We start from the raw sequence: 25,393 nt of genomic DNA, 5'->3' as shown, positions 1-25,393 counted from the left end.
CTACACATCAAATGAATAACGAAGCACCGGATGTCTTGCAGCTTTTACTTCATCCAATCTGCCTACCGGCGTACTGACCGGAGCATTGTGAAGACGTTCTGCATCCTTGACTGCAAGCTCATATAATTCTCTGAACACACCGACTGCCTCATCGATCGTTTCCTTGGATTCTGTTTCTGTAGGCTCCACCATAAGCGCTTCCTCCACGATCAACGGGAAATACATTGTCGGTGGATGAATCTCATGATCCAAAAGTCCTTTTGCAATATCCATAGCGGAAACACCTGTTGATTTCTTAAGATCAGAAAGGCTCATTACGAACTCATGCATGCACACTTCGTCATATGCCATCTGATACTGCTCCTTTAATTTGTGCATCATATAGTTCGCATTGAGTACTGCATTCTGGCTGGCCTCTGTGATTCCTTCCCTTCCCAGTGTCATGATATAGGTCAATGCCCTCACTACAACAAGGAAGTTCCCGTAAAAACTCTTTACCTCACCGATGCCGTGCTCTGCCTTCGTAAGTCTTAACACTTCTTCCCCATCCACACGCACTGATGGCAAAAATTCTGCGAGACATGCCTTACATCCGACTGGTCCGCTTCCCGGTCCGCCTCCGCCATGCGGGGTAGAAAATGTTTTATGCAGATTGAGATGAATCACGTCAAATCCCATGTCCCCAGGGCGTACTGTTCCCATCACTGCATTCAGGTTCGCCCCGTCATAATAGCAGAGTCCGCCGCACTCATGTACAATATCCGTAATTTCCAAAATGTTCTTATCGAAAAGACCGACTGTATTCGGATTCGTCAGCATCAGGCCGGCTATGTCGTCGCCCACTGCTTCCCTTAACTTTTTAAGATCGACACAACCATCCGGACCGGATGGGATACTCACTACAGAATATCCTGCCATAGCCGCACTTGCCGGGTTCGTTCCATGTGCAGAATCCGGGACAATAATTTTTGTCCTCTTCTGATCTCCTCTGCTGTGATGATAAGCTTTCATCAGAAGCAACCCTGTAAACTCTCCGTGAGCTCCTGCTGCCGGCTGCAGCGTCATGGCATCCATTCCTGTAATCTCACAGAGTGCTTCTTCGGAACGCTTTAACACCTCCAGACATCCCTGAACCGTATGCTCCGGCTGCAGCGGATGAATCTCTTTGAACCCTGGAAGTGCTGCAATCTCTTCATTGATTCTTGGGTTGTACTTCATGGTACAAGATCCAAGCGGATAAAATCCATCGTTCACGCCATGGGACTTTTTAGCCAGTTCTGTGTAATGTCTGCTAAGTTCCACCTCCGACAGCTCCGGCATATGCAGTTTTAACTCTCTTTTATCTCTCTCTTTTGGCCGAACGACTTCTACATCACATGCAGGAAGTGTACTGCATCCCCTGCCCGGTCTGCTTTTTTCAAATATTAACATACATTACACCTCCTTTAAGATTGAAATCGTCCCATCGATTTCTTCTTTTGTGTTCATTTCTGTACAACACCACAAGATTCGGTGGTCATCCAGCGGATACCCTCCCAGAATGCCCTGTTTTTCCAGCGCAGACAGTATCTCCTTTGCCGGTTTTTCTGATACGGTCACAAATTCATGGAAAAATTCTGTCTGGTTCTCTACACAAAATCCGATTTCCTCGAGTCTGCGTGCCATATAGTGCGCCTTAGAAGTACACTGTACTGCAGCATTTTCCAATCCTTTGCTTCCCATAGATGCAAGGTAAACACCTACCGCCAGCGCACACAGTGCCTGATTAGAACATATGTTACTGGAAGCTTTTTCTCTTCGAATATGCTGCTCCCTTGCCTGAAGGGTCAGTACATATCCCGTATTTCCTTTCTGGTCTGTCGTCTGACCAACAATTCTTCCCGGGAGCTTTCTTGTCATACTTCCCACACATGCCATAAATCCAAGATATGGTCCGCCAAATGCAAGCGGAAGCCCTAAGGGCTGTCCGTCTCCCACTGCCACATCTGCGCCATACTCCTTTGGCGTCTTCAGAATACCGAGTGAGATTGGATTTACTCCCATAATAAATTTTGCACCTGCTTCGTGGACAATGTTACCGATTGCAGCCGCGTCTTCCAGATTGCCATAATAGTTGGGATGCTGGATATAGACACAGGCTGCTGCCGTATCAATATGCTCCTTTAAATACTCGATATCGGTCACCCCGTTTTTCTCTGGAATCACTTCCAGTTCGATTTCATTTCCGAAGCAATAGGTCTTAACGACCTCCAATGTTGCCGGAAGAACTGCCGCTGAGATAAATGCCTTATTTCTTTTCCTCTCTCTGCACATTGCGATACCTTCCGCCGCTGCCGTAGCACCATCATAGACCGACGCATTGGATGCATCCATTCCTGTCAGATCACAGATCATGGTCTGATATTCAAATATAGACTGAAGGATTCCCTGACTGATCTCGGCCTGATAAGGGGTATAAGCGGTCTGAAGGTTCTCCTTTGAAATCACATTATTTACCATGGCTGGAATGTAATGGCGATACGCTCCAGCTCCCCGGAAAATCGTTGGGAATATCTGATTCTTATCTGCAATTTTTTTCATTGCCCGGCGCACTTCTAATTCAGACATTCCCTCTGGAATCTTAAGCCCGTCTTTGACCTTCACTTCATCTGGAATATGCCCAAATAATTCTTCCATTGACTGGAAACCAATCTCGGACAACATCGCCGTTCTTTCTTCTTTCGTATTCGGAACATAGCTTCCCATACAGGTCACCGCCTTTCTATTAGTCCTGTTCGCTCTCTACAAAAGCCTGATACTCTTCTGCTGTTAATAATTCCTCTTTCTCCGTAATATCTTTCACTTTTACCAGCCATGCATCATAAGGCGCTTCATTCATTTTTTCGGGGGCATCCAGCAGCTCTTCATTCACCTCACATATCACACCGGATACTGGTGCATAAACATCCGATACCGCCTTTACAGACTCTACATCTGCGAAGGAGTCGCCTACATTGACTTCGTCGCCTTCTTCCGGCAGATTTACAAATACCAGGTCACCCAATTCAGACTGTGCATAATCTGTCAGCCCGATTACTACGATATCTCCCTCTTCTTTTACCCACTCGTGTGATTTTGAATACTTTAATTCTGCTCTTAACTCCATAATTTTGCTCTCCTTGTCCTCTTTTATTTTTCTTATTTGCTTCTCTTATAAAATGGTAAGGCAACCACCTCTGCTTCCACCATACGGCCTCTTACCTCTACACTTACCTGCGTTCCTACTTCTGTATATGCAGTCTCTAACATTGCCATTGCTGCCGGATATCCAAGATATGGGCAATGCGTACCGGATGTTGTATGTCCGATTACCTTTCCATCCACATATACGTCCTGATGTTCGCGAATCACACCTCTTCCCGTGACCTTGAGTCCGACTCTTTTCCTCGTTAATTCCCCCTTTTCTTCCAGAGCCTTCTTTCCGATAAATTCTTCCTTTGCCATCTTAACAGCGAATCCAAGTCCCGTCTCGAGCGGAGTCACCTCGTCATCCATCTCATGACCATATAGCGGCATTGCTGCCTCCATTCGAAGTGTATCTCTCGCCCCGAGGCCGCATGGAATCAACCCTTCTTCTTTTCCATTCTCCAGCAGGATATCCCACATCTCTTCTGCTTTACTACTTGGCAGATATAGCTCCACCCCATCTTCACCTGTATAACCTGTTTTCGATACAATACAGGGAATCCCGGCAACCTTAGCATCGAATATGGCATGATAATATTTCTTTGGGATATTCTCCTCTGTAGTCAGCTTTCTTAGGATATCCATTGCTTTTGGTCCCTGCAGTGCAAGCTGTGCATAGTCCTTAGACACATCCGTAAATGTAACCTCACCAAACTGATGATCCAGCATCCACTGATAATCCTTATCTTTATTTGAAGCATTTACAACAATAAAGTAATGATGATCGGATTGTTTGTACACAATCAAGTCGTCCACTGTTCCTCCTTTTTCATTACACATCGGACTGTACCTTGCCTGCCCATCCACCAAATTGTCAAAATTGTTCGTAAGAAGCATCTGCAGATTCGCGAGTGCATCTGTACCTTCGCAGAGAATCTCACCCATATGGGACACATCGAACAATCCTGCCTGTGTACGGACTGCCATGTGTTCCTTGATAACACCTGTCTTGTACTGCACCGGCAGGAGATATCCTCCAAACGGTACCATCTTTCCTCCTGCTTTTACATGTGCTTCATAAAGCGGGGTCTTCAGTTCCATAATCTTACCCTCCTTTGATTTGTTTGACTCTGTTATGGATCAGATTTAACAAAACAGGGAGATAAACATTCCTAACACTTCCTTAGAAATCTTTATCTCCCTGTTCATCCTCCAGAGCTTCGTCCATGCCTAATTCTGTTGCCTGAGAGTTTCGAGTTATCTCTTGCACCTTCGGCGTTATTATATAAAAGCTTATAATAATCTCTCTTAGACATATCAACCGATTACTTTTATGGACTTTAGTATAATGCGACTGAAATTATTTGTCAATGAAAGTTTATTTTTTAACGTTGCCCTAAAATTATATGCAATTTTCAAAATTATCTTTCTATACGCTCTTTATTTTCAATTTTCTCACAATCTACTCTATTACACTGCTTTTATTCACAGCTGTTTATTTTCAAATTATTTATCCAAGTTCTTCCCCATTCGTCTCAATCACTTTTTTATACCAATAGAATGACTTTTTCCGCGTTCGTTTTAAGCTGCCATTTCCGTCATTATCCTTATCCACATAAATGAATCCATACCGCTTTTTCATCTCACCGGTCGTAAAGGATACGCAGTCGAGACATCCCCAAGGGGTATACCCCAACAAGTCTACCCCATCTTCAATGACCGCCTTCTTCATCTCCTGAATATGTGCTCTCAAGTATTCAATACGATAATCATCACGAATACTTCCATCCTCTTCTACTTTATCTATCGCACCAAAACCATTTTCTACAATGAAAAGTGGAATTTGATACCGCTCATATAACAGATTCAATGCATAGCGCAGCCCCACCGGATCGATCTGCCATCCCCAGTCACTTGCCTTCACATAAGGATTCGGTACGCTTCCAGGGAATCCATCTACTCCATTTCCTTCTACAGAAGCATCTGCTTTTACTGCATTTGTCATATAATAGCTAAGCCCGACATAATCCACGATACCTTCACGCAGTATCCTCTCGTCTTCTGGTTCCATTTCCACATGAATCCCTCTGCGCTCCCACTCCGGCCAAACATAAGAAGGATATTTTCCTCTGACATGAACATCTCCGAACAGGAATCTGTCATGCATGGCCTCCACAGAAAACATCATGTCATCTGGGTTGCAGGAATATGGGTAGAGCGGCACACATGCCATCATACAGCCTATTTTGAAACCTGGATTAATTTTATGGCCTTCCCTCACCACAAGGGCACTTGCAACTAATTCATGATGGACCACCTGGTACATACACTCTTCCGGGTTCGCTTCTTGGTTAAATATCACACCGGAGCAGGTATAACCGAATAGTGGGTATTTATAGTTTTTCTGGTTATTGATTTCATTAAATGTCATCCAGTATTTGACTTTATCCCGATACCGTTCCATTACTGTCAGAGCATATTTCACAAAAAAATCAATTACTTTTCGATTCTTCCACCCACCATACCTTTTTACCAAATGATACGGCATTTCAAAATGTGACAGCGTTACGACCGGCTCAATATGATACTTTAACAGCTCATTGAACAGATCATCATAGAATCTAAGCCCTTCTTCATTTGGAAATTCCTCGTCTCCATTTGGGAAAATTCTGGTCCAAGCAATTGAGGTACGGAAACACTTGAATCCCATCTCTGCAAACAGTTTGATATCTTCCTTGTAATGTCCATAAAAATCGGACGCCTCGTGATTTGGATAATAATAACCTTCTAAAACACCATCTGTTATCTTTCGGTCAACACCGTGGGCACCGGCAGTCAGGACATCTGCAATGCTTACGCCTTTCCCGCCTTTATCCCATCCTCCTTCGACCTGATGGGCCGCAACTGCCCCTCCCCACAAAAACTCCTTTGGTAATGTACGCATTTTTAAAGTCCTCCTACCTCATTCTCATCACGGTGTCAGACAAAGCCTTATGTCTGCCTTCTACAATCTCAATGTTCTCTTTGGTATTTGTCAAGATGTAAATAACTGTGCTGTCATACCCAGCTCTTTCAATCTCAGCTTTATCAAATTCTACAAGCAGATCACCTGTTTTCACAGATGCCCCCTGCTGAATGTGTACTATAAATCCCTTCCCATTTAACTCTACAGTATCAAGCCCGATGTGAATCAAGAATTCATGTCCCTTTCCATCGTTCAATCCAACTGCATGCCCTGTCGGAAAAACAACCTCCGCAATCCCATCGAATGGGGCATAGACCTTTCCATCTTCTGGCTGGATGCCGACGCCCTTTCCCATGGCCTCTGATGCAAATGCTTCATCTTTTACATTCTTTACTGAAATCACATTTCCTGTAACAGGAGCCGTAAATGCAAAGCTTTCCACTGTCTCTTCCGCCTGCACTGCCGGCATACTATCTTTGATCAGTTTTTCTTTTTTCTGCTGGTCTTCTGTCACAGAATCTGGTGCTTCCTCTTTAAATCCAACAATAAATGTGAGCACAGCTCCTAATACGAATGCAACTAAAATGGATACTAACAATCCGATAAACTGTGTCGTATGTCCAGTTTTAAAATATGCTGGAAGTGTAGCAATACCCGGCATATTGTATCCCCAGGATACTGCATGGAACGCACCTCCTATGGCGCCGCCCACGGCACCAGCAATACAACCGCAGATCATCGGCTTTTTCAATCGCAGATTGACTCCATAGATGGCAGGCTCTGTGATTCCGAAAAGCCCGGTAAGTGCTGCAGATGCGGAAACACCTTTCATTTCTTTATCTTTTGTTTTCAAGAATACTCCCAATGCGGCTGCTGCCTGCAATCCCGTAAAAGTATCATACCCAAGGGACGCATAATTGCCGACTGTAACGGGCGTAATTCCCCAGTGTACCCCAAAGATCACCAATACTTCCCAAAAACCGCCGACAACGATTCCTGCCACAATTGGGCTTAAATCATAAAGTGTATTGTAGATTCCTCCAATCGCACCGCCGATTGTATTTCCAATGGGACCAAATGCCAGCAAGGTAAGTGGAACCATAATCGCAATCGTGAACATCGGTGTAAATAGATTCCTGACAACCAGAGGTAAATGCTTCTCAAAAAACTTCTCCACATAAGAGGCTGCCCATACAGCCAGGATGATCGGTATTACAGAAGAAGTATAGCTTAAAAGCTGTACCGGAAGCCCTAGAAAATGGATGGCTTCCCCCGCATTTACCATTGCGATATAATCCGGTGATACTAAGGCACATGCAATAACCACTGCGATAAAGGTATTCATTCCAAATTTCTTTGATGCAGTGACAGCGATCAGCACAGGAAGGAAGGTAAATGCTGTCCATGAAATAAAATTCAAAATCTGGTAGGTTCCCCCTGTTGTATCGATCGCATTTAGTGCCACCAGGACACCTAGAATTCCCTGTAAGATACCACATGCCGCCAATGTATAAAGAAATGGGGCAAAAATTGCAGAAATGACGTCCACGATCCTGCTGAATACACTGACCTTCTGGCCACCCTTGCTGTCTGCATTTTCATCAATTGTTACCAGCTCTGTAACAAATCCATATGCATCTTTTACGTGGTTTCCAATTACTACCTGAAACTGGCCTGATGCCTGTACTGTAGTAATGACTCCCGGGATTTTGGCGACTTTGTCTTTGTCTACAAGTGATTCATTTTTTAAAATAAATCTGAGCCTTGTTGCACAGTGCGTCACATTCGTGATGTTTTCGTTTCCGCCGAGTTCTTTTACTAATTCACCCGCTGTTTTGCGATAGTCAATAGCCATCTTATCTCTCTCCTTTTTTGTTCCTGTTTTTTATCTGAGTGCATTGTAGCATTTCTGTTTTTTCTTTTCTACAATATTTCAAATGCCGGAACATGTACAAATCCAAAAGAATTTGTTACATTTCTGATACAGGCTGTATCAAATAAGATATCGGATATTATCAGCTATAATTGAAAAGACGGCTTCTACAGCCGTCTTCCAATTGCCTCTATTAGATAAATCACAGGAACCTGTGTTGTCATATTCACATGATTCCCAATATCTGATTCCATTACATAATACGAAAGGTTAAAATCCGAAATTTTCGCAAGTGTTGTAGAATTCCTGTTTGTGATACTGATTATTTTACAGTTGTTCTGCTTGAACCGGTTCACCATCTCTATGACCTGTTCGGTCTCCCCTGATACGGACAGTGCAATGACTACCAGATCCTCCACGCCTCCCAATACAGGGAAGTATGGGTCTTCAATATACTGGCTGAATTTGCCAAGATTTGAAAAGTATCTGGCTCCATATTTCCCCAAAATACCTGAGGTCCCAAGCCCGATAAAGATGACCTGCTTCGCCGCCCTTACAATATCGGCCGCCCCATAAATGGCTTTTTGAAACGTCTCCGTTCCCACTTTTTCGAAATACTCCTGCATCTCGATAAGGTCTTCTACATTCTGATGTCGTTTTTCCTGCTCTACATACATCTTGAACTTCACTTTAAATTCCGAATATCCGTCGAACCCCGCCTTCTTACAAAATCGCATGACTGTGGATGTAGAGACATGGACAGCATCCGCCAATTCACGCACGGTCATATACCCGACTGTCTGCTGATTCTTCATAATATAATCATACACCAGCATTTCTAATTCATTCAATGACTTGATTACTTCATAACGGAACATCCCGTAAAATCCTCCAGTACTCTTTTTTAGATCTTCATTGCCGCCTCATATGCGCTCCAGACTACAGACCTTAGATTCCCGACCTTTTTACAGTCTCCGACCAGATAGGTATTCTTTCTCTGATCCACCAGCGGCGTGGAGATATATCCCGCAGAGCTGATGACAGAATCACATGGGATCTCCACCTCCTTTCCATCCTTGGTCCTGCAGATGATGGAGCCTTCCCTGACCTCTTTGAGCGTGGTCTCTAAGTAGACTGGAACCTTGTGGAGCGCGAACCATTCACGTAAATAGGAACTGTTGGCAAGGCAGACCCCTTTCTGGGAAATAAGGTCATCCTTCATCTCTATGATGATCGGCTTCTTGCCCTTTAGTGCCAGCTCATATGCGATCTCACTTCCTGTCAGACCTCCGCCGATTACTGCCACCACTTCTCCTACCTCTCTGCCATTTAGATATTCACAAGCCTCGATCATCAGTTCATAACCGGGTACACCTTTTAACAGCCTTGGTGCAGCTCCCGTTGCAATGATGACCGGAGCATTCCCGAACTGTGAGGTATCCATGATTTCCTCCCGCAGATGGACCTCCACATTCAGTAATCCCATCTGTCGTCTGTACCAGGTAAGCAGATCCCTGAGCTTCTCCTTATAAGATTCTGCACTCGCAGGAATAAAGGTTCCGCCCAAAATTCCACTTCGCTCGTGAATCACAGGTTCATGCCCTTTTAACTTCAAGACTCTGGCAGCCTCCATGCCGGCGATTCCTCCTCCAATGATGTGTACAGTCTTCGGCGATGATGTCTTCTGTATATAATGCTTGTCCCACTGCATGGTCTCGGCATTGACCGCACACCGGGACAGATGCAGACTGTCTGACAGATCCTGGTCATTTGGCACCCCTTTATAATGGCACATGTTAAAGCATCCATTATGACATAAGATGCAGGGGCGGATATCCTCTTCTCTGCCTTCCATCATCTTTGTGACCCATTCCTGATCCGCCAGGAATTGACGTGCAAAACCTGCACCGTCTATCTTTCCCTCTGCAATAGAGGCTGCCGCTGCGCGTGGGTCCATCCGTCCTGCACAGACCACTGGAATATCAACGAAGCGTTTGATGTGCTCCACGTCCGTTAAATTACAATTCTCCGGCATATAGATTGGAGGATGCGCCCAATACCATGCATCATATGTGCCGTTATCACAATTGAGCATATCATATCCTGCATCCTGAAGGTATTTTGCAGCCTTTTCGGACTCCTCCATGTCTCTGCCCGCCTCTGTGAATGTTTCTCCCGGCAGCGCACCTTCCCGGAATCCTTTCGTCATAGAACGGACGCTGTATCTTAATGACACCGGAAAGTCATCTCCACACTCTTTCTTGATTGCCTGTACGATCTCCACTGGGAAACGATAGCGGTTCTCGAAGGAGCCGCCATACTGGTCTGTACGGTGATTCACGTATTTTAAAGTAAACTGATCCAGCAGATATCCTTCATGCACTGCATGAATCTCCACACCGTCCACGCCTGCCTCCTTAAGAAGCTTCGCACACCTCGCAAATGCTGCCACATATTCCTTGATTTCTTCTACCGTAAGTTCTCTGGACGGAACCTTATCGGACCAACGGTTCGGAGATGGACTTGCCGTTGCTGTGATCTTATCCAAATCCATAAATGGCTTCGAAAGCACACGCAGCAGCTTGTTCGTATAAAGAGTCTCCATCATCGTACTGATCGTGAAGGAGCGTCCAAATCCCGCGGTCAACTGCACGAACAACTTCGCACCTGTCTCGTGGAACTTCGGGAGCCAGTTCTTTAGATCCTCATACATCTTCTCATTTTTATACAGCCACTGCCCATACATCGGGTTATAGACCGGCTGGCATCCTGGCAGCACCAAACCTGCATTGTTCTTCGCCACCTCCATGATAAAGCGTGCCCCCTCTTGATCAAAGTGGTGTTTCTCCATCCAGCCCAAAAGGTTCGTTCCTCCCATTGAGGTCAACACAATACGGTTCTTGATTTCACAATTTCCAATCTTCCACGGGGTAAATAACGGTTCCAGTCTAGGGTCCATTCTCATTCCTCCTTGTGATGCGATTCTTTTCACGTGTCTTTTGTAATGATTGTATCACATATCAGTCTTAAATGCTCCTCTTTTGGTATTTATGATAGCCAAAAAAGGAACGGCTCCCCGTTGAGGTTCCCCGTTCCTTTCTTGTTCTTTCATTTACTGCATCGCTGTAGATCCGTCCACAGGACATGCGTTATGAGATGCCCTGTGGGTTTGATTTATCTGCGTTTCTTCTTATAGGCCGCAACTGAGATTACCAGTGCTGCCGCTGTCAGCATCAGGATATAAGTCCATATATCTGTGACATCTCCTGTCTTGACTTTCTTTTCAAGCTTCTGTACCAGTGAGTCTGGTTTCTTCGGTTTCTCATCTGTTCCCGGCTTCTTTGGCTGTTCTGTCTTATCATCCTTCCCGGGCTCCTTAGATGGGTCCTCCTTTTTTGGTGTCTTCTTATCGATCATCTCGATCTGAAGCATCTTATTCTCGTTTGGTCCCACAGTCTCTGTTGGTATAGTGAACGTAACAGGCTCTGCAATCTCATAACCTGCTGGTGCCTTAGTCTCAACCAGGCGATAAGTCTTTCCGATAATCAATTTTCCATATGAGGTATAGGTCTCCCCTGCCTTGGAGGTCCAGGACTCCACTACGTTTCCTTCCTCATCCTGCACTTGCAGTTCGGCCCCTTTCAACAGATTACCGTCCTCGTCCTTCTTGGCAAATTCTACCTGGACCTGAGGCTCTTTCCAGACAATTCCGCCAGTCTTTGGATCTACTTCTGCAGTCCCCTTCCCATCATCAAATGACTGGATCATGACGGTGCCATTTTCCATCTTAAAGGAAATCGTAAACGGCTGTTCAGATATATAGCATCCATCCGGTGCAGCCAGTTCCCGGACCTGATATTCGGTATCCATCAGGACTCCGGTAAATCTTAAGATTCCCTTCTCATCTGTTGTGGACTTCGCGATCTGTATCCATCCGTCACTTCCATCATTTTCTGTAAATGCGAATGTAGAAATTCCCTTTGCAGAAACTGCCCGCTTATACAGTCCGTAAGTAGATCCCGGCAGCTTCCGGTCTGGATTCTTCTCATCGACCTTCTCGATCACGATATCGGTCCGCTCTACATCATTAATCACTGTATTATCTGCCACTTGTGTTGCATCCGCCATCTGTAATCCGGCGAACTGGCCGTTCTGATCAAGGACAGCCATGTATGTCTTTTCGTCCAGCTTATAGTGTTTAGATACAGCCTCCTTAGGCAGAGCCGTTTCTTTGATGTAATAGGTTCCAATCGCTAATTTCTGAAATACTACCTCACCACTCGAGTCACTGACCGCCTCTGCCACTTTGGATGCCTCTTGAGTTTCTGGATCGGTGTAGGCCGTAAACGTCACGCCTTCCATAATTTCCGCTGCATCTGGCGACGGTGCTCCAATCGCGGTATCAGAACAGTTCTCGTTATAAATGCCGACCTTGTTGAACCGGATTTCAGTCTGAGTATTGGTAATTACGCCCTGATCTACACTCAAGACCAGATCAGATTGATATCTGCCGATATAAAATTCATATCTTGTGTCATTGGTCACATATCCGTCTAATGGCAAAGTCTCCTCAATATAATACTCGCCCCACGTAAGCCCGCTGACAGTCAGTTCTCCTGCTTCGCCTGGTTCTGCCTTCCATTCCTGCCCGGCAGTCCTTGTATAGTTGTTTCCTGTAGAAAATTCCCCTGTCATCTGAAAACGATCTTCCTCGTCCTTCTGATAGAGTGTAAATACTACATCATCCAGCTTTTGTCCATCCAGGCTGTCCTGCTTGGTAAGTCTCAGAGTCCCGGTCTTCCTTTCATTTGCCACCACATTCTTCGTCGTATCCGGCTCCAGGAGGATGGAATCCTCTGTATGGTCATCTACAGTAAATTCCTTCACATATACCAAAGCCTCACTGGATGCATCCACATATCCCTTCGGTGCCTTGATCTCAGCGAGTCTGTATGTTCCTTTCTTTCCGATCGTAAAGACTGCCGTACCGGTGCTGTCCGTCGTTGCCTCCGCCGCAGCTTCTGTCACCTGATTTCCCTTGGCATCCTGGATTCTCGTCAGACTAAATACCGCACCTGCGAGGACGCTTTGATTCTCTTTATCCTGCTTTTCAAGCCTGAGCTGCCTTCTGTATTCGCTATTCTCCGCTCTTACGATCTTTGTATCCGGCTGGCTGACCACATCTTCGTTCTGCTTCCCTTCTATTGTAAACAAAATCGGAGTTTCATCTAACTGATATCCATCTGGCGTGCTCGTCTCTTTCAGATAATATCTGCCATAGAAAAGGCCGTCGTCCAATGTCTTTGTACTGTCATCCTGTCTCTGGATATCAGAACCTTTCATGCTCCAGGTCCCATCTGCTGTGGTAGTGATTCCGGATGCAAGAAGCACATCCGTATCAGCCGGTGCTTCTCCAGCCTGCTGATAAAGTGAAAATACTGCACCCTCAATCGGTGTATTCGTTCCGTTCTGCGTCTTGACCAGTGTAAATGTCCCAACCACTCGTTCATCTGTCATGGTAATTATATTTCCATCTACTCTGCCCTTTTGCTTCTTTGTGTTTGCGGTCTGCTTGATTTCTATGGTATTATCACTCTTAAGTTCGAAACAAATCGGCTCTGCTGTCACATACCCTGTCGGTGCTTTTGTTTCCTTTAACCAGTACGTACCTGTCGGAAGACCACGCAGCTTATATACCTCATCTGCTTTGCTGGTCCAGTTCAGCTTTGTTTTGTTCAAGGAGACAAGGCTGCCGATTTTCCCCTGATCGTCACTGTAAATTCCAAGCTTAGCACCATCAAGCGGCTGTCCCTTCTCATCCACCTTTCGTATTCCCAAATCGGTCCTGCGATTCTGAATCTCCAAGGTCAGACCGTTCTGGTCTAAGGTAATTTGGTCCTTGAGCACCGTATTTTCTGCTATCAGGCTCTCCTCAACGATTCTGCCATCCCTGCTGATCTGAAATTTAACAGGTGCCTCCAATGCCACATATGGCGATCCAACTTTTACATTCTCTGTCAACAGATAACGCTGCCCTGCTTCCAGTATGGAGTTAAGTTCCTCTATCCTGCTGCCCTTGCTGTCCGCCACTTCTAAGAATCCCTCTGCATTTGAACTTAAGCTCCACGATTTTTTCCCGCTATCTGATTCTTTTGTCAGCGTAAACAGGATTCCCTGAATTGCTGTTCCTGCATCATCCTTCTTGCAGATACGAATCTTTAGTGACTGATCCACAACCAGATATGGCTGGTCAGCTGTCACTGTTGTCTCCCCGGCCTTTACAACACCATCCTTGTCCACAAAAATCTCAAAGTCCGCTGCATAGCTGTAGCCTGCCAGCGCCCTTTCCTCATGGACAGTATAGGTATTTTCGTGTTTTAACTGATAAGAAAGCTCTGCTGTTCCATTTTCTCCAGTTGTCAGCTTTATCTCCTTTTTACTGCCGTCCATGAATGAGCTTCCTGCCTTCGGTGTCACGACGAATCCAACACCTTCCTGAGGGGCCCCGGACTCTGTTGTCTTTTTCAATGAAAATACGATTGGTTCGTTTTTTAATTGAACGACGACTGATTCCTTCGATGCATCCTTACCAACACTATATCCCGTGTTCTTCCATGCATCCTGATCCAGTTCTGCGATTGTTCCGTCCTGATTCAGTGTAAATTTGACTACTGTCTTCTCACGGACATACCCTTCGGGTGCTGTGATCTCGGTCAGACTATAGGACTGTCCCTGCGCAAGGTTCATGCCTTTCGTATGGAATGTCTCATTCAATGCACTGGTGAGAGAAAGATCTTCCTCCTTGCTGGTCACTGTCAATACACGCAAAGCATCCTCAAGCACTCCGTCCTGTACAAACCTTCCTTCTAATTGGAAGACTGCTCCTGCCAGTATCTTCCCGGATTCATTCACTTTCCGAAGTTTAATATCGATGGGATCGTCCCGATAAATCAGAGTCTGCTTCTGCAAATCTGCAGGATCTAACTGTGCCGGACAATTTTCTATCGGGGCTGTGATTTTTACCTCTCCCTTTTCATTGAACTTCACCTTGACATCCAGTCCCAGAAGGAACCCGTCTGATGCCGTTTTTTCATGCAGTGTATAAGTCTCACCGACCAGGAAACCTCTTTCGTTATTCGCCTGTTCCAGTGTTTTGACTGTATCTGTTTTATCCTGATAATCTTTAAATTTTCCTATTATGTCAAATTCTGCACCGCTTAATTCTACGTCTGTATCCGTAGATTTCTTTATAATCTTCAAGCTGACTGGAGTCTCTTCTAATGTCATTCTAATCTCACGGTCTCCAGAAGCGCTTACTTCTATCGTGTTATTCTGACAGATCTGCTCAGCCTTTTCATAACCATCAGGTGCTTTTGTCTCCTCAATTGTATACTTTCCTGCCAGTATCCGGTAATCCGGCACCTCTTTTGAGCCCGCATTATAGAGATAATCGGCCTTCACACCATTTTTCATCTCTTTTACTTGGACACTTTCAGATACGGTGTCCGGTATAGGTGCCAGGACATATTCGCCATCACCAGAATCCTTCAACATTCCGACCACCTTGCCCTGATTCTGCCCTTCTGTTTCTTTGAGCTGGAATTCTGCGCCTGTCACTTTGAGATTCTGTTTTGTCGCATCTACCTTCGTCAGTATCACTTTTCCACGAATCAGGCTATTCACAAAAAGATGGTCCTTTAAAGCCTCTTTGCCTTCTTTCACATGATCCACCTTGAGCTGGTCTCCACATCCATCCCCTGACAAGATCCTGTCCCTCCAAACATAGAAGCTGTCTCCCTGCCCGGCGTTTGTTCCGTCAATGACCGCGAAGGCGTTTGTATCTGTTACCATATCCAATCCGTCTGGTGCAGATATTTCTTTTATGGAATAGGTCTTTCCCACCCAGAGATGTTTGGATACATCTGGGTTTTTTGCATCCTTGTACGCACCGTCTGCATCTGGTGCAAACTGTCCCTGACTGTTCGTATCCAGGGTCAGATATGGTGCACCTGATGCCTTGTCACCTTCATAGACCGCAAACCTGGCACCCGATGCTTTTTGATCTGCTTTTGCCTGTAATGTCCCATCGGCATTTTCATTTCCTGCTGTTTTTTGAACCTGCACATAGAAGTGCTGTATCTGATTGACTACGGTATAGCCTCCACCCTGCAGTACCAATTTGGTCCATTTCCCAGTCATTTTTGGTGTAAAGCCGACATAGTGATCTGTCTGCAATTCTCCATCAAAACTCTGTGTCATACGGACCTCTGTCAGATCTGAACCGACGCCTGCCCCTATGGATATATGGATCGCAGGTTTACCGTAGCTATCCAAAAGATTGCCTCCTGCCGTATTTTCCACAAGCAGATAATCACCATATGGCAGATTCTTTAATTCAAGACTTCCATCCAGGCCCGTCATCGGAGTCGTGATTTGACCTGCCGCAGAATTCTGAGTGAAGGGCTGATATTGATAATAGCTGTCCGCGCTCTTTGCGTCTACCTCTAATCCTGCTCCGTCAGTCCCAATCGCTTTGCTATTGCGGCGGTAAACATAAAACTCCTTATCTGCCAGTGGGTTCCCATCCTGATCCTGTTTCATGAATTTGACAGCGTATGCGTTCAGACTATTCTTCACATATCCAGGAACCGCATTCAGGCCTGTCACTTCATAGGAGAAAACAGGTGTTCCGCTCGAATTCGTGCTGAGTGAAAAGTTTTCTCTCTTGATTTCAATGGATTCTGCCTTTTTGTAACCTGTCGGTGTCTCTATCTCCTTCAGTACATAATTGCTATATTCTACATCATTAAATACGACCTTGCCATCTGCATTGGATGTGGCTAAGTATGTAGGGCTATTTGCAATGTCTGTACCAATCTTACGGAATAGTCCGAATTTTGCACCATCCAGAACTATTTTATTGTCATGGAATGCTGTAAGTCCTGTACTACCTGCATCTGCCACTTTTGTAAATGCAATCGTTCCTTTAATCGCTGTGTTCGAATATACGCCATTCTGAATGAAGTCCAGTGCATCGGCTGACGTATCCTTCTTCTCATACGTTACCAGAATCTTCTTTGCATAATATGGTTGATCTTTACTGTCTGTTCCCAGCACCTTGTCTTTATCCACTGCTTCATTCACAATCACCTTAACGTGATCCTTTTGGACATATCCATCCACCTTTTCCACAAACCCGGTGTCCGTTTTCATCCCCTCTGACAGAAGATAGACTCCCACCGGAACATCGGTAAAATGAACTTTCCCGTCTGTGCCAGATGTCTGTACCTGAACAAATGTAGAATTTGGTTTTCCCGCAATTTCCGTGCTTTTCAGTTGGAATGCGATCTGATCTAACTTTTCTGTATTCCCCTGTGGATTCTCTCCATTCGCTGGAGAATCTTCGTATTTTACCTGTTTGGTAAAGGAGAAATCTCCCAGCAGATAGCCATCCTGTATCATTTGGATTTCCTGCCCTCCCACGCTTCCTGATACTACTTCTTTTGTCAGTTGAGTATTATGGTTCGCACTTCCGCTGATCGTATACTTGCAGGAATTTGCGCCATCCGCCTCGACTGTCAAGGTATACTCTGCACCAATGGTCATATAAGCCGGGGACGCGACCTCAGTCAATGTATAGGTTCCCGGATCCAGGTTCTTTATCGTAAAGTTCCCATTTACATCATTCGATACATACTGCGTCTTGATCTTATCCTTTAAGTTTCCACCAGGTGTAATTTTAAACACAACACTCTTCTCGGCAGGGGTACCATACGTATATGAAATATTACCTTTGTCATAGTTCACATCTACAGCGACCTTCTTCCCAAAGGTAAAGGTACTGTCAAGCGGTTCATCCGTCAAGGTCAGGGATGCCGTTGTCTCTTTGGGTACATCGGAAACAGCTTTGCGTACGAAGTAGTTCTCTGAATTCAGTGATACCCGACTGCCCGCCTCTACGATACTCGTATAACCGGCATAGTTATCTGGATTCTCTGTAAAGATGATATACGTCGGTTCAGTCGTCTTATATCCTGCAGGGGCCTTTGTCTCAACTAACTTATAGACTAATACCTCTCCTGTACTTGATTTTGCTTTGATATTCAGGAATAATGCATCGCCAGAATGATCTGTCGTCCGATCCTTATTATATTTTCCTACCTCATCCTTTAATTGAATGGTATTCTTGACACTATCTGCTTCGAATGTATATGCTGTCAGTTGGAAGTCTGCGTCCTCAAGCAAAAGTTTTGCATCCTGATCCACTGAGAGATCCACACTATTGCCGCTCGCTTTTGTCATCGTGACCTTTGGGCGTGTGCTCTTAGTCACCATATTTTGGGCCTCAAAATCCCCATTATAACCACCGTCACTGGTGCCGCTTTCATCATAATCTCCGTTTTGTGCACGGTTCAGATACACCTTGTTCTCAATCAGATTCCCTTTCGGCGCATCTACCAGCAATTCTGTCTGAAAGGTAATACGGTATGTATTGTGGTCTTCACTTCCTGTTGGTACATAAAATGCAAAACCTCTTACATCCGGCTGATCACCAGGCTTGGAATTGGAATCAATAGAACGCAGATCTGGAGCTGTGACCTCTACTGCCGGAACATTTACATCCACATTCCCTTCTTGATCAATAGAAACCTTCTCCACCTTGATCGAGTTCATATCCAGCTCATGAATATCCGCATTATGAGTCAGATCCTCCACCAAATGCATTCCACTGATATCTGCCTTGTCAACATTCATGAGGACCGTCCATGTGATAATTCCTTCATCCTTGTTATAAACGCCGGATTTCCCGACCTTCACATGCCCTACCACATGCTCTGCGGTATCCTCTGCTTTAGAGATAGATTGTCCATAAATCTTCCCATCCAATTGAACATGATTGAGAACGATACCGTCCTTGGCGATTCCATTTGCATCCACTTGATTGACTTTGATCCATTCATCCGTCACTTCGCTCTCAAATGTGAATGTATAAGTTTCCTCTATCAGATTCTGGAACTCGATCGTTATCTTATCCCCTGAATCAGCAGTCTGCTTTTGGATCACCGGATCCTTAATTACGCTCTTGTACTGGTCCTGGGCTAAGGACTTTCCATCCTTTTTGATGTCCGTCAACTGCTTCCAGGAGATATCCTTTGGCAGCGTATCTGTAATCTTGGCAGCTTCAATCGGCAGTTTATTCGGATTCACCTCGATCTGCCAGGTCAGCATATGGGTCTGATAGTTATAGCTTCCCACTGCCGTTTTATCGATCAGTCGGTTCGGGACCTGAATAGATCCCTCTGCCGTATCTTCAAATGGCTTTCCATTTAATGTTGCTGTGATTTTTGCCATATTTGATATGATCTGATCGGCACTGTGTACAGCAAGATATTTAGGATCTTTTAATTTTAGTTTAAAATCCAGGACGCAGTAAATATGTTCAGCCGTACCGTTCTCCCAGGTAACCAGATCTCCCAAAGCAATCTGAATGACCTTTTTCTTTTCTGCATTCTGGTAGACCATGTAAGTCCCCGGAACCATCTGATCCAAGTCTTGTACCCTTTTTAATACCGTCGGAGAATCTGCTTCCTCAACAGAATTTTCCTGGTTATACCTTCTCATATTGATCGTCAGGCCCTGATCCACATCCAGGTCATAGGTATCCGAAAGCACATCCTCAATCACGACATTCTGCAGACTTGCGCCATAATGGTTGACATCCATTCGCCAGGTCAGTTCCTGGGTGCTTTCCTTATAAGACACCCCCTTTTTGCTCATTGCTTTTACATGGGAGGTCCCGGTCTTATCCCATGTAATATTCTCTGGAAGAGCTGGTCCAGGACCTTTTCCGTCTCTGTTATACCAAAGCAGCGTTGCCCGGTTCGTGATTTCCGGATTGAGCGTTTTATCCGTCTGTACTTTCACCAGATAGTCATCCACGCTCAGTCCATGCAGATTTAAATCTGTAAAATATTTTACCCGCAGAGGTATCTGTGTGTCCGAACCAGTCCATCCATCTCCCGAACCGAAAGGAAGCACCAAAAGAGCCATCTGTTTCATCTCTGGTTCATCCGGTGTTGCCTCCTCACTCACATAAAATGGATTGGCATCGGCTGTATCATAAAGATAGTAACATGGTCCTGTAATTCCCGCCGTATCAAGGAAGGACTTCAATCCTTCTGCCGACAGATCCTCCCATTTTGGTCCGCCGGTTACTGGCTTAATATCTCCGCTCTTATATACGATATCCCCATTTGATGTATGGACCGTGATTCCGCTGTTAAAATCATACTGATGATCTGTCCAGCAGAGTGTATCCACCAGATATCCATATTCCAGATAAGGAAGCTGTGTATTGGCCGTAATGGTCCATGAATACCGGGCTCCATTCAACTGCTCCTGCTGTCCCTGTTTGCTCAGAAACGTAAACTTCATATTGGTCGTGACTTCATCCGATATGTTCAGAGGATTCGGATCGTCCTTTTTTCTTAACTCTGCCTGATTCTTGAACGCTTCATTCATCTCACCTGCAAGAATTACGTCCTGATATCTGACATCTGTTAATTTTGTCTGAAGCGTGAATTCTGCCTCTGTGACCTGATTGGTCTTCTTATCATTCAACGCTGGAAACTGATATTGGAATGTACGTGTGGCATCATCATAGACATTTTTTAATGCCAGCTCCCTGTCTTGGTAAGTGACCGATTTCAATTCCAGCCCTTCCGGCAATGTATCTGTCACCAAAAGGCCGTTCAGCATCTTCCCATCTTTCAGGACTCCTGACTTGACTGTATAAGTAATTTCTGAATTAGAGACACGCGCAGGCGCTTCCTTTTCTATATAATAGTTAGAATCCTCCGTTCCGCCTGTTCCATCGTCAATGCCTCCTGCTGACTGGTGAATCAATTCCCCATGATCCCCGAACGCCACATCGATCGGGTCGTCACTAACTGCATCTGCATTTAACATTGCTTCCATACTATATAAGGCCACAATGCCTTCATAATAATAGCAAGAGCCATAAAAGTGGAAGGTTACGGTTCCATCCTTCACTATGACCTTTCCGCATGGATCACCTGCATCATCCGTCAGTTCTATATCCTCAGCACTCGAATAATTTCTGAAATCTTGTCCAAGATCAAAGCGATACTCCAACGCTGCCAACTCACCGCTTTCCTCAAGCTGATTCAGATACGCAGTTACCTTGTCTTCATATTCCTTATCAGACAGGCTTCCCTGTACCGGATAATCCGGCCGCTTCATAATCTCATTTTCTAAAGTCTTATAAAGATGATCCTCATCCAGTGTGATATTGAACTTGAAATGGACTCTGAGATCATCTCCCTTTTTGTAGCCCCCATTCTTATTCGAAGCAGTCACCTGAACCCGGGAAAATCCCTCTGGAAGGTCTTCTGCATTGAACGTGTGACTAAAGGAATGTCCGCCTGCATAATTCTGCTCTGCTTCCTTTCCTTCACCAGTGAAAAAGCTGACAACACTTCTGTAAAGACGTTTGAATATATTACCGTCCTCTATGACATTCTCCTTCTCATCATGCTTTCCCTCCAAATTGAGGATGGTGTCCTCCTTCTGACTGCTCTGCGTATGGTCCTTTTGAACGTCCTGGGATTTTACATCCTCCTTCTGACTATCCTGTTCTTTATCGTTGCTCTCCTGTGCATTCTGATGCTTTTCCTCTTCTTTTGAATCTGCTTTCGTTCCATCCGACTGATTGGATTCTTCCTTGACCTCCACAGACATCTTTGGAAGCAGTACCTCCGTCTTGATTCCTTCCTGGAGCGTCAGAGCGCAGACGGTCCCTTCTTCCGTAATATTCTCTTGTTTCCACTGGAAATCGAGGGCGATCACACCAAACAGATTCCCGGAAGCTGGAAGCTCTGTCACCGTAAATGTCACCACATTATCCCGGATCTCATAAGTTCCAAAACTCTCGGTATCTCTGTATTCTGACGGCTCTGCTTCGTATGCTTCCCGGGTGCATACAGACACTGCCGCCGGGCCTCCTGTATCCGTCAGCGCCATATACTCACGTGGAACATAAAAGGAAAATGTATCTCCCTCTTTTAGTTGGTCATCCATCTTAGCCTGGTCAAAAGCAAACCGTATGAATAACTGCTGTGCCTTTACTGTATCCGATTTCACTTTAGACAGATCCAGCCTGTTGTCCATATTCTTCACCGTAACTGCTTGCTGTCCTTCTTCCTGATAAACAATCTTATCGAGAGCTAACGAAAGACTCTCCAGCCTCTGCGTCCAGTCAATGGGCGCTCTCTTTTCTAAATCAGGCTGTCCATTTTCTTCACCGGTCTGTTTTGGGTCTTCAGCCTGTTCAGATTCCTGCCCTGTATTCTCCGGGGCCGGCTGCACCGATGGCTCTTGAGATGGATTTGCAGCACCTTTATCTTGTACTTCTTGCTGTTCCTCCTCTTTGCCGGCTCCTGTCAAAGACTCCTGTGCACCTTTGGATGCTGTGTCCTCTGTCTGTTTATCTGGCAGATCATTCGTCTTAACCGGAACAGACACCTTATCGGTCTGGTCCACAGCCGTATTCCCCTTTGTATCACTGGCCAGGACCACCTCTCCCACACCAGTCTGCATCAGCATAGCCAATATCAGGATAAAGGGCACCACACGTTTTTTTATCCCTTTGTAATATTTGTTAAACATAACTACCTCCCTCTATTATAATCTGAGAATCACATCATAGGTTCTTCCTTGATTAAAATTAATTATATCATGTGGTAAGACTTCTTAATTTCCACCTTTTCTCAAAAAATCACCATTTTTTCGCATCTAAAATGTCCCGCTTTCAGGCGTCAAAAAAACAGACCGCATTACCGCAGTCTGTTCCATTTATTGATTCTATTTTTTCTTTTCTATCTATCTTTATTTGCAGCAAAACTGCAGACCCTCCCGCAGGCCATGCGTTGCAGGATACCGCATAGGGATACCTTTATAGACATCTTTATACTAATAATCTGACTGACACAGTCTCCTTTTCCACCTCATAATCGAATATAGCGTGATTCTTTCTTGCGAATGCCAGCACGCTTTTCACTCCATAACCGTGTCCTTTTTCCTCTTTCGAAACAGGCACCCCTGTATCCGGGGAAATCTCCAAGTCTCCCACATAACTGTTGCTGATTTCCAGCATCAGCTTCCCTTTGACTCCATGCATGGAAATAGCTGCCCTGCGTCTGTCTGGATTGGGCACCTTAGCGGCAGCTTGTACAGCATTTTCCAAAAGATTGGAAACGACCGTAGCGAATTCAAATTCATTGATTGAAATCTTCCTGGGAACTTCTGTCTCTATTGTCAGACTTACCCCCTCCCGCTCGGCAACGGTATTACAATGTGTAATGACACCATTGACTGCAAGGTTATCGCAGTACCGTTTGGGTGTGATTTCCAACACCTTCTGGTCCAACTGCCCCATGACTTTATTTATTTCCTCTATGTCTCCCTCGGCAGCGTAGGACTGAATCTGTCTAAAATAATGCCGCAGATCATGACGAAATACCGCTGTTTCGGCCTCGTGCTCTCTTAAACGTTCTGCTTCATTCTTTAATCGGGATGCATAAGTCTCAAGATATGCATTTTCCTGCTCTATTTCTCCCATTTTAAACTGGTGCGCAACCCCTGCCAGTATAATGAAATAAGAAGTCTCCAACAGAATCAGCAAAATCATGACTCCCAGCAGATTCCTGTAATTATCCCCGTTCCATACACTCTGAGGCCATATCGTCAATGCATAGGTAACCAGCCAGAACAGGAAGGGAATCAGGCACAGAACTCCCCAGAACTTCCATTTTCCTTCCAACAGCCATAACCAGTTCTCTCGGCAGAAATGAACCAGAATCAAGATGACCAAACTATGTACCAGAATCTGACTCGCCAGGGACACGATTATACTTTTGGTTGCCAAAAATGCGATCATTCCTAGCGTATCCCCGACAATTAGAACCACAGCCGTTGTCAGACCGGAAAACAATGCACGAAAATCTTTATATTTGCACAGTCTATAGAGAGACCCCTGCACGATAACCGCTCCAAAGAACGCCTGCAGAATCTGTGTAATATCCTGTTTTACAACAAAATACTGCATATAGTCTAAAAATATACAGCCCACATAAATTTCCGCCATGATGATAATCCTGCGTGAAAGCCGCAGATTAGTGGGAACAAAGTACCAGATAAATATCTGCATAAAAACCATGGAAACCTGTGCCCGCATGAATGACAATTGGTACATCAAACTCCCGCCCCCCTCTGTGACAGGTATTTCAGGTAGCGTTTTTTGGTTTCGGCAGACCGGTTCCTGCTGATGAATACCTGCCTTCCATTATCCAGTGACAATGTCCCGCCCTGTATTGCCTGTATATATTTCATATTTACAAAAAATGATTTATGCGGCTGCAAAAAATCTGGATGTTCGTTCAACGGATAGATACTGTCTTCAAAGGTCTTACGATTATAGGTACCAACAATCTCCGTCCCATCCTTTAGCACATAGACTGCACATCGGGAAATATTTTCAATATAAATAATATCGGAGACCTTAACTGCAATCAGCCCGTTCTTTGCATTCACACTTACCTTCTGAATCTTGTTTCGCTCGACAGACAATATTCCGACATTCATAGCTTCCTCTAGCTTCTCCGGTACGATAGGTTTTTCCAGATAACGGAGGGCATGGATTCCATAGGCATCAAAGGCAAATTCCTTAGAAAAGGTCGTATAGATAATCTCTGCCTGATCATCTGATTCCCGAATCAACCTTCCCAATTCAATTCCATTGATTTGAGGCATCATAATGTCCAGCACAAAAATGTCAAAACGCTTCTCTTCCAGTCTGCTTTTCAACTTCTCCGAAGAAAGAAAAGTCTCAATATTCCCGTTCCTATCCCGATTCTTTTTGAAATATCCCGTCACATACTGATCAAGCAGTTCCAAATCTGCCTCGTCATTATCACATATAGCAATCTCCAACATCACTATGCCTCCTGAGTTCTCTCCCCTCAAATTCGTAATCAGGAATTCATAGTACAGATATCATAGTACCGAATTCGTTATCCGACAAAATTTGACAAGGTTGGATGTCTATAGTTTAACACAGGAAAAATCCTCCTGTAAACATTTTGATACAGAATCGTGAAATACCAGACATTATTTTATGGATTTTCTTTCCGATAAGCTGCAGACGAATAATTACATATGTTTGGAATAGGAATCCCTGGGACGGCTGTAAATACAGTTTCTTGATTATTCCGGGCGATTAGCCCATGCGCTGAAGCGCGTTCAGCGCATGGGTATCGCCGTTTAGCAAAGGCTGGTCGCAGTTCAGCCCAGGTCATCAAGCATGTGATAGA

The 25,393-nt window shown here is 44.9% G+C and carries 11 protein-coding genes and 1 riboswitch; all 11 genes read right to left on the bottom strand.

The genetic code is table 11. The features are described from left to right. The 11 genes from gcvPB to HGO97_RS09995 all read right to left on the bottom strand — a co-directional run bounded on the left by gcvPB (window position 1) and on the right by HGO97_RS09995 (window position 25,016). Window positions 1-1,431, bottom strand: a complete 1,431-nt coding sequence (gcvPB, locus tag HGO97_RS10045; RefSeq protein WP_216241174.1) for an aminomethyl-transferring glycine dehydrogenase subunit GcvPB — start codon at window positions 1,429-1,431, stop codon at window positions 1-3. Window positions 1,432-1,434: 3 nt separating this feature from the next. Then, window positions 1,435-2,745 (bottom strand): aminomethyl-transferring glycine dehydrogenase subunit GcvPA, encoded by a 1,311-nt coding sequence (gene gcvPA, locus HGO97_RS10040; RefSeq protein WP_216241173.1) that lies wholly within the window; start codon window positions 2,743-2,745, stop codon window positions 1,435-1,437. Window positions 2,746-2,764: 19 nt separating this feature from the next. Then, a complete protein-coding gene (gene gcvH, locus HGO97_RS10035; RefSeq protein ID WP_216241172.1) occupies window positions 2,765-3,145 on the bottom strand; it encodes a glycine cleavage system protein GcvH in 381 nt (126 codons plus the stop codon). A 32-nt stretch (window positions 3,146-3,177) separates the two neighbouring features. Next, the gene (gene gcvT / locus HGO97_RS10030) at window positions 3,178-4,266 is read right to left on the bottom strand and encodes a glycine cleavage system aminomethyltransferase GcvT (RefSeq protein ID WP_216241171.1); all 1,089 of its coding nucleotides are present in this window, start codon (window positions 4,264-4,266) and stop codon (window positions 3,178-3,180) included. A gap of 120 nt (window positions 4,267-4,386) precedes the next feature. Further along, window positions 4,387-4,486, bottom strand: a riboswitch (glycine riboswitch). A gap of 189 nt (window positions 4,487-4,675) precedes the next feature. Then, the gene (locus tag HGO97_RS10025) at window positions 4,676-6,109 is read right to left on the bottom strand and encodes a 6-phospho-beta-glucosidase (protein ID WP_216241170.1); all 1,434 of its coding nucleotides are present in this window, start codon (window positions 6,107-6,109) and stop codon (window positions 4,676-4,678) included. Window positions 6,110-6,122: 13 nt separating this feature from the next. Continuing rightward, window positions 6,123-7,985, bottom strand: a complete 1,863-nt coding sequence (locus HGO97_RS10020) for a beta-glucoside-specific PTS transporter subunit IIABC (protein ID WP_216241169.1) — start codon at window positions 7,983-7,985, stop codon at window positions 6,123-6,125. Between the two features lie 185 nt (window positions 7,986-8,170). Next, complete coding sequence (locus HGO97_RS10015; RefSeq protein WP_216241168.1) at window positions 8,171-8,881, bottom strand: MurR/RpiR family transcriptional regulator; 711 nt, start codon at window positions 8,879-8,881, stop codon at window positions 8,171-8,173. 26 nt (window positions 8,882-8,907) lie between these two features. Then, entirely contained in the window at window positions 8,908-10,962 is a 2,055-nt protein-coding gene (locus tag HGO97_RS10010) for an oxidoreductase (protein WP_216241167.1), read from the bottom strand. Window positions 10,963-11,177: 215 nt separating this feature from the next. After that, a complete protein-coding gene (locus HGO97_RS10005; protein ID WP_216241166.1) occupies window positions 11,178-22,691 on the bottom strand; it encodes an MSCRAMM family protein in 11,514 nt (3,837 codons plus the stop codon). Between the two features lie 298 nt (window positions 22,692-22,989). Then, window positions 22,990-24,276: a sensor histidine kinase gene (locus HGO97_RS10000; RefSeq protein WP_246597402.1), complete on the bottom strand. Its 1,287-nt coding sequence runs from the start codon at window positions 24,274-24,276 to the stop codon at window positions 22,990-22,992. Further along, window positions 24,276-25,016 (bottom strand): LytR/AlgR family response regulator transcription factor, encoded by a 741-nt coding sequence (locus HGO97_RS09995; protein ID WP_168866509.1) that lies wholly within the window; start codon window positions 25,014-25,016, stop codon window positions 24,276-24,278. Before HGO97_RS09995 ends, HGO97_RS10000 begins: the two co-directional genes overlap by 1 nt. Between the last annotated feature and the right edge of the window lie 377 nt (window positions 25,017-25,393).

The sequence above is a fragment of the Faecalicatena faecalis genome (assembly GCF_012524165.2).
Classification (GTDB): Bacteria; Bacillota; Clostridia; order Lachnospirales; family Lachnospiraceae; genus Faecalicatena_A; species Faecalicatena_A faecalis.
Note: the sequence above shows the minus strand (reverse complement) of the source record. Positions and strands in the feature narration are given on the sequence as shown.

Coding starts and splice junctions, on each gene's coding strand:
- gcvT (WP_216241171.1), bottom strand. CDS start 4,266: ATGGAACTGAAGACCCCGCTTTATGAAGCACATGTAAAAGCAGGAGGA.
- HGO97_RS10000 (WP_246597402.1), bottom strand. CDS start 24,276: ATGTACCAATTGTCATTCATGCGGGCACAGGTTTCCATGGTTTTTATG.
- HGO97_RS09995 (WP_168866509.1), bottom strand. CDS start 25,016: ATGTTGGAGATTGCTATATGTGATAATGACGAGGCAGATTTGGAACTG.
- HGO97_RS10010 (WP_216241167.1), bottom strand. CDS start 10,962: ATGGACCCTAGACTGGAACCGTTATTTACCCCGTGGAAGATTGGAAAT.
- gcvH (WP_216241172.1), bottom strand. CDS start 3,145: ATGGAGTTAAGAGCAGAATTAAAGTATTCAAAATCACACGAGTGGGTA.
- HGO97_RS10020 (WP_216241169.1), bottom strand. CDS start 7,985: ATGGCTATTGACTATCGCAAAACAGCGGGTGAATTAGTAAAAGAACTC.
- HGO97_RS10005 (WP_216241166.1), bottom strand. CDS start 22,691: ATGTTTAACAAATATTACAAAGGGATAAAAAAACGTGTGGTGCCCTTT.
- gcvPA (WP_216241173.1), bottom strand. CDS start 2,745: ATGGGAAGCTATGTTCCGAATACGAAAGAAGAAAGAACGGCGATGTTG.
- gcvPB (WP_216241174.1), bottom strand. CDS start 1,431: ATGTTAATATTTGAAAAAAGCAGACCGGGCAGGGGATGCAGTACACTT.
- HGO97_RS10015 (WP_216241168.1), bottom strand. CDS start 8,881: ATGTTCCGTTATGAAGTAATCAAGTCATTGAATGAATTAGAAATGCTG.
- HGO97_RS10025 (WP_216241170.1), bottom strand. CDS start 6,109: ATGCGTACATTACCAAAGGAGTTTTTGTGGGGAGGGGCAGTTGCGGCC.